This is a genomic window from Clostridioides sp. ES-S-0048-02 (assembly GCF_020658495.1).
Classification (GTDB): domain Bacteria; phylum Bacillota; class Clostridia; order Peptostreptococcales; family Peptostreptococcaceae; genus Clostridioides.
Genome location: NZ_JACVWH010000020.1, coordinates 15,268 through 26,786, shown reverse-complemented (window position 1 = coordinate 26,786; position 11,519 = coordinate 15,268). Strand labels below are relative to the sequence as shown.

Annotated in this window: 9 protein-coding genes; all 9 read left to right on the top strand. The window is 30.6% G+C overall.

Annotated elements, in window-relative coordinates; all coding sequences use genetic code 11:
• Position 1 precedes the first annotated feature (1 nt).
• The 9 genes from IC173_RS17425 (at position 2) to IC173_RS17385 (ending at position 11,510) form a co-directional block, all read left to right on the top strand.
• On the top strand, positions 2–955 hold the full coding sequence (locus IC173_RS17425) for a sugar-binding transcriptional regulator (RefSeq protein ID WP_227855988.1): 954 nt from the start codon (positions 2–4) through the stop codon (positions 953–955).
• 37 nt (positions 956–992) lie between these two features.
• The gene (locus IC173_RS17420) at positions 993–1,955 is read left to right on the top strand and encodes a thiamine pyrophosphate-dependent dehydrogenase E1 component subunit alpha (protein WP_227437098.1); all 963 of its coding nucleotides are present in this window, start codon (positions 993–995) and stop codon (positions 1,953–1,955) included.
• A 24-nt stretch (positions 1,956–1,979) separates the two neighbouring features.
• On the top strand, positions 1,980–2,966 hold the full coding sequence (locus IC173_RS17415; protein ID WP_227483621.1) for an alpha-ketoacid dehydrogenase subunit beta: 987 nt from the start codon (positions 1,980–1,982) through the stop codon (positions 2,964–2,966).
• 12 nt (positions 2,967–2,978) lie between these two features.
• The gene (locus IC173_RS17410; RefSeq protein ID WP_227851841.1) at positions 2,979–4,025 is read left to right on the top strand and encodes a 2-oxo acid dehydrogenase subunit E2; all 1,047 of its coding nucleotides are present in this window, start codon (positions 2,979–2,981) and stop codon (positions 4,023–4,025) included.
• Positions 4,026–4,182: 157 nt separating this feature from the next.
• Positions 4,183–5,913, top strand: a complete 1,731-nt coding sequence (gene lpdA, locus IC173_RS17405) for a dihydrolipoyl dehydrogenase (RefSeq protein WP_227825406.1) — start codon at positions 4,183–4,185, stop codon at positions 5,911–5,913.
• A gap of 389 nt (positions 5,914–6,302) precedes the next feature.
• Positions 6,303–9,254 (top strand): sigma 54-interacting transcriptional regulator, encoded by a 2,952-nt coding sequence (locus IC173_RS17400; protein ID WP_227855987.1) that lies wholly within the window; start codon positions 6,303–6,305, stop codon positions 9,252–9,254.
• On the top strand, positions 9,229–9,693 hold the full coding sequence (locus IC173_RS17395; protein ID WP_227437089.1) for a PTS sugar transporter subunit IIA: 465 nt from the start codon (positions 9,229–9,231) through the stop codon (positions 9,691–9,693). The genes IC173_RS17400 and IC173_RS17395 overlap by 26 nt, the downstream gene beginning before the upstream one ends.
• Before the next feature lie 81 nt (positions 9,694–9,774).
• On the top strand, positions 9,775–10,077 hold the full coding sequence (locus IC173_RS17390) for a PTS sugar transporter subunit IIB (protein ID WP_227855986.1): 303 nt from the start codon (positions 9,775–9,777) through the stop codon (positions 10,075–10,077).
• A gap of 77 nt (positions 10,078–10,154) precedes the next feature.
• Positions 10,155–11,510: a PTS transporter subunit IIC gene (locus IC173_RS17385; RefSeq protein WP_227855985.1), complete on the top strand. Its 1,356-nt coding sequence runs from the start codon at positions 10,155–10,157 to the stop codon at positions 11,508–11,510.
• Positions 11,511–11,519: the final 9 nt, after the last annotated feature.

Sequence of the window (11,519 nt, the reverse complement as noted above, 5' to 3'; positions counted from 1 at the left end):
AATGAAAAAAATTGGAGACTTAAGGTTAATGATGAAGTGTTGTTCACTTTATTATGAAGATAATTTGAATCAACAAGAAATAGCGAATCAATTGGGAATATCAAGACCAACAATATCAAGAATATTAAAAGAAGCTTTTGAGCAAGGAATAGTAAAAATACAAATAGTTGATGTTTTAAAAAATGACTATCAAAAAATAGAAAGAAATTTAGAAAGAAAATATAAATTGAAAGAAGTAATAGTGGTAGATGATAAACAAGACTCATTAACACAAAAACAAGAATTAGCAAGAGCTGTGTCTGAATATCTTACCAGAGTAGTAAAAGAAAATGATATAATTGGGGTTTCCATAGGAACAACTCTAAAAGAAATTCCTAGATATGTAGAAAAAAGCAACTGTAAAAATGTTACGTTCATACCTTTACTAGGAGGAATTGGAGATAATGAAATAGATATACACGCAAATCAAATAGCTGTAAGTTTAGCAAGAGCTTTTGGAGGAGATTTTAAGTTATTACATGCTCCTGCTGTGATGTCTGATTTATCTACAAAAGAAAGGCTTTGTAAGGATGAAAAAATTAAAGAAGTACTAGACTTAATAGATAAAACAACTATTGCAATTGTAGGTATAGGAAATCCTATGAGTTTAAACTCAACGATAATGGCTTCTGGATATATGCATGAAGAAGATATAGATGATTTAAAAAAGTATAACTCAATAGGCGCAATTTGTTTGCAAGCTTTTGATAAGGAAGGAAAAACTTCTATACTTGAATTTAATCAAAGGGTACTAGGGGTAAAACTAAATGATTTAAAAAAGATAAAAAGAACAATAGGTGTTGCTTCAGGAGATGAAAAGATAGAAGCAATAAAAGCATCATTAAAAGCCAAATTTATAAATAGCTTAGCAATTAATCACAGTTTAGCACTTGAATTATTAGAAGATTGTGACTAATAGAAATATAGATAAAAATTAATAGGAGGGAATTGATATGACATTATCAAAAGAAACATTACTTGAAATGTATAAGAGAATGAATCAAGCTAGAAAGTTTGAAGAGAAAGTTAGTTGGTTTTTTGCAAGAGGTATGGTACATGGAACAACTCATTTATCAGTAGGTCAAGAAGCTTCAAGTGTAGCCGCAGTAATGGCATTAGAAAAAGGAGATTTGGTTTCATTAACTCATAGAGGTCATAGCCAATTTATAGGAATGGGAATAGATTTAAATAAAATGATGGCTGAGCTTATGGGAAAAGAAACTGGATTTTGTAAAGGAAAAGGAGGCTCAATGCATATAGCAGATATTGAGTCAGGTAACTTAGGAGCAAATGGAGTCGTAGGTGGAGGTCTTACTATAGCTCCTGGCGCTGCACTTACACAACAATATAAAAAGACAGGAAAAATAGTTTTATGTAGTTTTGGTGATGGTGCATCAAATGAAGGTACATTTCATGAAGGAATAAACTTGTCATCAATATGGAAATTACCAATAATATTTTATTGTGAAAACAACCTATATGGCATGTCAACAAGTATAAAACGTCACATGAATATAGATAGTGTTGCAACAAGAGCAGCATCTTATGGTATAGAAGGAATATCAATAGATGGATATAATCCAATAGAAGTATATGAAACAGTACAAAAAGCTGCTGAAAAATGTAGAAGAGGGGAAGGGCCTGTATTAATTGAAAGTAGGACTTATAGATGGCTAGGTCATTCAAAATCAGATGCAAATGTATATAGAACGAAAGAAGAGATAGAATCGTGGAAGGCAAAAGACCCTATAAAATTTTTAAGAAATTATCTTATAGAAAATAATATGGCAAATGAAAATGAATTAGATATAATTGAAGATTTTGCTAAAAAATCAATAGAAGATGCAGTAGAATTTGCTCAAAATAGCCCAAATCCAAAAATAGAATCTTTATTAGATGATGTATATGCAGACTAAAAATAGTAAAGGAGGAAAATAAAAATGAGTACAAGAGAATTAACATATGCACAAGCAATAAAAGAAGCAATGTCAGAAGAAATGAGAAGAGATGAAAATGTAATATTTATGGGAGAAGATATAGGGATATATGGAGGAGCATTTGGCGTATCAGTGGGAATGATAGATGAATTTGGCCCAGAAAGAGTAAGAGATACTCCTATATCAGAGGCAGCTATAGCAGGTGCAGCAGCAGGTGCAGCGGCAACTGGGTTAAGACCGATTATGGAAGTAATGTTTATGGATTTTGTTACAATATCTATGGACGCGATTGTAAATCAAGCAGCAAAAATGAGATATATGTTTGGTGGGAAGGCTCAGGTTCCAATGGTTGTTAGATGTCCTGGAGGTTCTGGAACTGGTTCAGCAGAACAACATTCACAAAGTTTGGAAGCATGGTTTTGTCATGTACCAGGAGTAAAAGTGGTTGCACCTTCAACACCAGCAGATGCTAAGGGATTATTAAAAGCAGCTATAAGAGACAATAATCCAGTAATATTTGTTGAAAACAAATTGTTATATAGAAAAAAAGGAATTGTCCCAGAGGGAGATTATGTAATTGATATTGGAAAGGCAGATATTAAAAAAGAAGGTTCTGATGTTACAGTAATCACTTATGGAAGGATGTTACAAAGTGTTGAAGAAGCTGCAGAAAACCTATCAAAAGAAAATATAGATGTAGAAATTATAGATTTAAGAACTTTATATCCATTAGATAAAGAGACAATCATAAAGAGTGTATGTAAAACTGGTAGAGTTTTAATTTGCCATGAAGCAGCTAAGACTGGTGGTCTAGGTGGAGAAATATCAGCATTAATAACAGAAAGTGAATCATTTGATTATTTAGATGCACCAGTAAAAAGAATATGTGGAAAAGATGTGCCAATACCATATAATCCAGAGCTAGAAAAAGCAGTAGTCCCAAGAATTGATGAAATAGAAGATGCAATAAAATCTTTAATTGTTAGATAAGGGGGGATAGAAATGGTGGCAAATAAAGTAAAAGCCACACCAGCAGCCAAAAACCAAGCAAGAAAAGACAATATAGAGTTAGATAGGCTGATTGGAAGTGGAGAAAATGGAAGAATACATCTAGTGGATGTGTTAAATTATCTAGAAAATAATAAAGTAAAAGCAACTCCTTTAGCAAAAAGAATAGCAGAGGATTTAAATATAGATTTAGAAAATGTTGTAGGTACTGGATACAATAGAAAAATAAAAAAAGCAGATATAGAAAAGGCACATACACAAGAGACTATCGTATCAACTGATGTATCTAAATCTAATGAAACAAAAGAAATAAAATCAAAACATGAGAATTTAAGTACGTTTAATACTGTAGAAGGAGAGTTCGAAAAGCCAAATCCAATGAGAGCAACTGTAGCAAAACGAATGTCAGAAAGCTACTTCAGTGCTCCTGTATTTACATTCAATATAGAGGTAGATGCTACAGAACTTAAAGAACTTAGAGCAAAATTAATAGATACAGTAAAAGAATCAACTGGAGTAAAATTAACAATGACAGATTTAATAGTAATGGCTGTATCTAGAGTACTTCCAAAGCATCAAGCATTAAATTCAGCATGGACAGATAATGGAATATTTAGATATAAAGATATAAATATAGCTATTGCTGTTGGACTAGATGAAGGTTTATATGTCCCAGTAGTAAAAAATGTAAATGAAAAATCGCTAAAAGAAATAGCTAAAGAAAGCAAAGAACTTGCTGAAAAAGTAAAAACAGGAAAGCTTCTACCAGCAGACCAAGAAGGTAATACATTTACTATAAGCAATGTTGGAATGTATGGTATAACGACATTTACACCTATAATAAATATGCCTTCAAGTGCGATACTTGGGGTAGGAGCAACTCAAGATAAGTTTGTGCCAGTAAATGGAGAGGCTAAAATAAAACCTATAATGAATTTATCATTAACATCAGACCATAGAATAATAGATGGTACAGTAGCAGCAAAATTCTTAAAAGATTTAAAAGAATTATTAGAAAATCCATTAGCAATGCTTGTATAGGTTTTGATATTTTACTCTTTATGTAAATAGATTGAATAGACCACATAAAAAGATGTATTTAATTTTACTAGATTTAAAATTATTGTATGTAAAAGATATCTGTATGAATATAAGATGATTAACTAAAATATATAAAAAATAAATAGGAGGATAGCCTATGTCAGTAGAAGTCATAATGCCAAAAGCTGGAGTAGCTATGGAGGAAGGTACTATAGTATCTTGGCTAAAACAAGAAGGCGAAGAAGTAAAAATTGGAGAACCTATACTAGAGATAACAACAGATAAAGTCAACATGGAAATAGAATCAGAAGGAGAAGGTATACTTGCTGCAATTATACATAAAGAAGAAGGAGAAGTATTACCAGTATTTACAGTAATAGGTGTAATAGCAGAAAAGGGAGAAAAGCAAGAAGAAATAAAGGCTAAATACTTATCTGGAAACGTATCAAAAGAAGATTTAATTGTTGAAACAGAAAAAATAGAAATAAAAGAAGAAAAGACAATTAAAAAAGAGAGTAATCATGATTATGATGTGGTAGTAGTAGGTGGAGGACCTGGAGGGTATTTATCAGCACTAAAATCAGCTATATTAGGAGGCAAAGTTGCATTAGTAGAAGAGGACACATTAGGAGGAACTTGCCTAAATAGAGGTTGCATTCCTACAAAAACTTATGTAAAAACAGTAGAAATATTAGAAGAAATTGAACAATTATCAAAAAGAGGTGTAAAAGTATCTGTTGATAAGGAACAAGATATAAAAAAGGCTATAAAGTATAAAAATAGAGTAGTAAAAAAACTTACAGCTGGTGTTGGTGGGTTGTTAAAAAGCAGAGGTGTAGATGTCTTTAATCTTAAAGCTACTGTTAAAGAAGCCCATAAAGTAATACTATCAGATGGAAAAGTTTTAGATACAGAAAATACAATAATTGCCACTGGTTCTAAGGTGAGAATCTTACCAATAAAAGGAATAGAATCAAAATTAATAATAACTAGTACAGAAGCTTTAGATTTAGACATAGTACCAGAAGAGTTAGTAATAATTGGTGGTGGAGTAATAGGTTGTGAATTTGCAGAGATATTCAACTCAAGAGGTTCTAAAGTAACTATAATAGAAATGGAAGACAGAATAATTCCAAGAATGGACAAAGAATTGAGCCAGTCTTTAAGAGATTCACTTAAGAAAAAGGGAATAACTATATTAACTGAAAAGAAAGTTTCTGAATTTAAAGAAGAAGGAAATAAAATAATAGTATGTATTGAAGGAGAAGAACCAATAAAGGCAGATTTAGGTCTATATGCTATAGGAAGACAAGCTAATCTATCTGGTGTAGAAGACTTAGATATTAAAATAGATAGAGGTTCAATAGTTGTAAATAGTAAAATGGAAACAAGTGTACCAAGTGTATATGCAGTAGGTGATGTTACTGGAGGTATAATGCTAGCTCATGCAGCTTTTAAAATGGGAGAAGTAGCAGCTTCAAATGCTTTAGGTATGGATGAAGAAGCAGATTTAAGTGCATTACCTAGTTGTGTTTATACAGTTCCAGAGGTTGCATCAGTTGGACTTACAGAAGAAGATGCTAAACAAAAATATAATATAAAAATTGGTAAATTTAACTTTGCTGGAAATGGAAGAGCTTTAGCTTCTGGACAAGAGCAAGGATATGTAAAAGTAATATCAGATGCTAAGTATGGGGAAATTTTAGGTGTGCATATGTTTGGATATGGTGTAGCAGAACTTATAAATCATGCAGCATCATTTAAAGCATTAGAAATACCTGCTGATGAAGCTAGTGACTTGATTTTTGGTCACCCATGTACTTCAGAAGCTCTGATGGAAGCTTTAGCAGATGTAAGTGGTGAATGCTTACATTTACCAAAAAAATAAGCTATTAACCTAAGTTTATATAATATATAAAATCTTTAAAAACTCACTTAGCCATACCCCTTTTGTATAAATGTATTTATTTATACAAAAGGGGTTTCTTTTTGGAAAAATATATCATAAGGTTATTTGTAGTTTTTGTTGTACAAAAAAGATAGTAATATAGAATAAGGGTGTCATTTTAGATTTATTACAGAAAAATTTAAGAGAAAAGATTTTTTTGTTTTTTACGAAAGTATTATTTGTGAAAAATAAAAAAAATTTTCTTAATATTTAAATAAAAGAATAGCTTAATTTAAACGTTATAAGTTTATGAAGTAAAAAATGGCACAAAAAAAACACTATGTGGCATGTAAGTTGCTTATATAAATAGTAAGGAGGGACAATTAGAAATGAGGCAAAGAATAAAAAGCTTAATTGAAAATGAAGATAAGAAAAATCCTTTAACAGATGAAGCAATTTCAAGTATGTTAAATATTCGAAGAGAAGACGTTACCTTTTTAAGAAATGAATTAAAAATAGAAGATTCTAGACAAAGAAGAAAAGTTGTTTTGATTAAAGCTATAAAAGATATTGTAAAAGAAGAAAAAAATATAAATAAAAATGATATAACAAGAAGATTAAATAGTATTGGATTTACTGTATCAAGATTTACAGTTATACAGTATTTAAAAGAAATCCAAGATTCTGGTGATTTAAAACATGATAAAGAAAATGATGATAAAAAAGAGGAACTAAATGCTAAAGAAGAAAAAATAGATGTGGCCTTTGATAAATTAATAGGAAGTACTGGAAGTTTAAGTACAATCGTCAAATTAGCTAAGGCAGCTATACTTTATCCTCCCCATGGGTTGCATACTATTATTATGGGTCCAACTGGTGTTGGAAAAAGCGAGTTAGCAGAGTGCATGTATAACTTTGCAGTAGAATCATCTAGATTTCCTAAAAATGCACCATTTATAGTTTTCAATGCAGCAGACTACTCAGAAAATCCACAACTTTTGTTATCTCAATTATTTGGTCATGTTAAGGGTGCTTTTACAGGAGCTGATGAAACTAAAGAAGGATTAGTATCAAAAGCAGATGGGGGTATATTGTTTATAGATGAAATACATAGATTGCCTTATGAAGGTCAAGAAATACTCTTTCAATTGATTGATAAAGGAATGGTTAGAAAATTAGGAGAAACAAAGCTTACAAATAAAATAAATGTAATGATTATTTCTGCAACTTCTGAGCCAATAGATTCTCATTTACTTAATACCTTTAAAAGACGTATACCTGTGACAATTGAAATCCCAGAATTGGTTGCAAGACCATTAAACGAAAGATTTGACATTATAAACAATTTTTTCTTGATAGAAGCCCAACGAATGGGAGCCAACATACACATAAAATCAGATGTCCTAAAAGCTCTTATGCTTTACGATTGTATAGGAAATGTAGGTCAGCTTAGAAGTGATATTCAAGTAGCTTGTGCTAGAGGACTATTAAATCAACTTACAAATAAACAAAAAGAAGTAACTATAAATATATCAGATGTACCTGGGTATGTGAAACAAGGTCTAATAAGGATAAGAAATTGTAGAGGAAAGATAGAAAATTATGTAGATGGAGATTTAATTATAGATTCAGACCTTCAAGTTGAGATAGAAAAGAAAAATGAAGATATATATACTTTCCCAGATGAAATATACAAGCTTACTGAAAGGAGACACATTGATTTATTAGAACAAGGTTTAGACTTTGGTGTTATTAACAGGATTGTTGGAGGAGAATTAGAAAGCTGTATTCAGAAGTACATAAAACAAGTTAAGAAAGTTTCTATCACTGAGAATTTACCTGATATAAGTCCGATTGTTGGAAAATACATTGTAGAGTTAACTTGTGAAGTAATCAAAATAGCATCACAGTATCTTAATTCATTAGAACCAAATCTACACTTATGTCTAGCAATTCATTTAAAAGCAGCTTTTGAAAGATTAAAAGAAGGAAAAGTAATATCAAATGCTCATTTAAAAGAGATAATAGGAAACTATCCATTAGAGTATTCTGTAGCAGAAAATGTAGCACAACATTTAAAGGAAAGATACAATATAAATTTGCCAAAAGAAGAAATAGGTATAATAGCAATATATTTTAAAATGAGTAGTAGAGGAGAAATTTCTGAACAAAAAAAGATAGGTGTACTTCTAATGGCTCATGGAAGAGTCGCGTCATCTGTATGTGAGGTTACCAATAAGTTATTAGGTATTAATCATGCAAGGTATTTGGATATGCCATTTGAGAAAAAGCCAGAAGAAATGATTGAAGAAGCTACTACTGTAATAAAAGATATTGATGAAGGAAGAGGAGTAATTATATTAGTTGATATGGGTTCCCTTTCGTACTTTGGAGATATTATCTCTGGAAAAACAGGGATTGATATAAGAACAATATCTAGATTTGATACATTACTCTGTATAGAAGTCATACGAAGAGCAGTTCTACCAGATTTAACAATAGATGAGATAGTTGATGAAGTTAAAAATATAGAGCCATTAGTAAAAGATAAAGTTAGCAAAGAGAACAACTCAAAAGTAGACAATAGAAAGCCTATAATTGTAACATTATGTATTACTGGATTAGGAGGAGCTTGCAAGATAAAGCAAAGTTTAGAGGAAAGCATTAAAGGGATAAATGAAAAGGTTGATATAGAGACTATTGGTATGATTGAATATCCAAGTCTTGATTTAGAGATAAAACAAATAAGTAATGAAAAAAATGTAATCGCAATAGTTGGAACAATTGACCCTCAGATACCAAACATCCCATTTTTTAGCCTAGTAGACATTAATGATAAAACAAAATTAAATCAAATAAATAACTTAATTGATACAAATCAAATTGCTAAAACAAATAAAAAATATGAATTATCTGATTTAATCCAAAAAGAAGACATATTTGTAGATTTAGAAATTAAATCAAAAGAAGAAGTACTTAAATACATGAGCAAAAAACTTAGAGAAAAAGGCTATGTAACAAAAAATTTCTATAAAAAAGTAGTGGAAAGAGATAATTTATTTCCAACTGAGTTGTCAGACGGAATAGCAATACCTCATACAGATGGGATTGATGTAATCAGACCAGCAATAAGCATAGCTATCTTAAAAAATCCTATTGTATGGAGTAAAAACAAAGTAAAAATAATACTTCTACTAGCTGTAGACCAGAAATGTTTTAATCCATTGAATACTCTACTTACATTTATAGAAACAGATGAATTTAAAAAAATTAAAAACATTAAAGATAGAGATTTTATTAGGGAGATGATATTAGATGGAGTCAATGCAAATAATCAGTAGTAATTTAATTTTTAAAGATATTGAAGTATCAAGTAATGAAGATGCTTTGAAGTTTTTAGGACAACGTTTGTTTGACGAACAATATGTAAAAGAAAGTTATATAGAAGCAGTTATAGCAAGAGAGAAAAAATATGCTACAGGACTGCCAACAGGAATCTATGGAGTAGCAATACCGCATACAGATATAGTCCATGTAAATGAACCAGGGATAGCTATTGGCATATTAAATAAACCTGTAAAATTCATAATGATGGGTACAGATGACACTGAAATTGATGTAAAGGTTATATTTATGCTGGCAGTTAAAGAGCCACAAGAGCAATTACAACTATTAGAAAGACTTATGACCATATTCCAAGATGAAAATATGTTAAATAATATTATTGATTTAAGAGAAGAAAGTTTAAGTAATTTATTAAATTCTAAGTTGAATAATTAAACATACAAAAATAGTATTAAAAATATAAAAAGTTATCAAAGATTTCTAATTACAGATATCTTTAAAAATAAAATAATTTTAATGGAGGTGAATAATGTGGCTAAAAAAATATTAGTTGCATGTGGAACAGGAGTATGTACTTCAACAATTGCTATAAACAAGTTAAAGAAGGCATTAGAAGAAGCTGGTAAATTAGATAGGGTTAGTATTACACAATGTAAAGTAGTAGAGGTAGCTTCAAAAGCACCAGATTATGATTTAATAATCTGTACTACACAAATATCTAGTAGTATAAAAACACCTGTAATAAATGGACTGCCTTTTTTAACTGGAGTAGGAATGGATAAATTAATCAAAGAAGTTCTTGAAAAATTAGAATTATAATTTGAATTTTTAAATGAAATAGTCTCTAAAATCTTGCGGTTTTAGAGACTGAAAATTAAATGAAGGAGGAAATTTAGATGGCGATATTAAATTTCATTGTTGGTTTGGGTGCACAAGTAATGATGCCAATAATAATATGTATTTTTGGCTTGATATTAGGTACAAAGCTTGGAAAATCTTTAAGAGCTGGTTTAACAGTAGGAGTTGGATTTATAGGTCTTAATACTATTATAGCTTTGTTAACAGATAACTTAGGTCCAGCTACACAACAAATGGTTAAGAACTTAGGATTAAGCCTATCCATAATAGATGTTGGATGGCCAGCAGCATCAGCTATAGCTTTTGCATCAACAGTGGGTGCTTTAATTATTCCAATAGGACTTGTAGTAAATATAGTTATGTTAATTACTAATACAACTCAAACTGTCGATGTAGATATATGGGATTACTGGCATTTTGCATTTACAGGAGCTTTGGTGGCAGGGGCTACGCAAAGTGTTATGTGGGGAGTATTTGCAGCAGTAGCAAATATGGTAATTGTTTTAGTAATGGCAGACTTAACAGCTCCAGGGATAGAAGAATACTTAGGGATGCCAGGTATATCTCTTCCTCATGGATTTACACAAGCATTTGTTCCAATTGCTATAGTTGTAAATAAAGTATTAGATTTGATTCCAGGGATAAATAAAATTGAAATAAATGCTGATACATTACAAAAAAAATTTGGCCTATTTGGAGAACCTTTAATAATGGGGTCTTTAATAGGGATAATAATTGGTATTGCAGCCAAGTATGACATAAAAGGTATATTGCAGTTAGGGATAACTATGGGAGCTGTTTTAATACTAATTCCCAAAATGGCGGCTTTATTAATGGAAGGCTTGTTGCCAGTATCAGAGGCAGCACAAGAATTTATTGAAAAGAGATTTAAAAATAGAGGTAAAATATACATCGGTTTAGATTCCGCAGTAGGAATAGGACACCCTGTTACATTGTCAGTTGCATTAGTACTAGTGCCTCTAACTATAGTTATAGCAGCTATATTACCAGGTAATAAAGTTTTACCATTTGCAGATTTAGCTGTAATACCATTTGCACTTGTTTTAATCGTTCCAATTACAAAAGGAAATGTATTTAGAACTTTAATAATAGGAATAGTTATTATTACTTCTGGGCTATTAATAGCAACTAATTTAGCACCACTATTTACTCAAATGGCTTTAAATGCAAGCTTTAAAATGCCTGAAGGAGCAACTATGATTTCAAGTATTTGTGATGGAGCAAATCCATTAAGCTGGGTATTTGTAGAAATTATGAATTACAAAGTAATTGGAGGAATAATTTTGGCAGTTATAGCTTTAGGGATGGCTATCTATAATAGAAGTAGAATAATAAAGGAAAATAAAGTATTATCTACACAAGATGAAGCTTAAATGTAATTT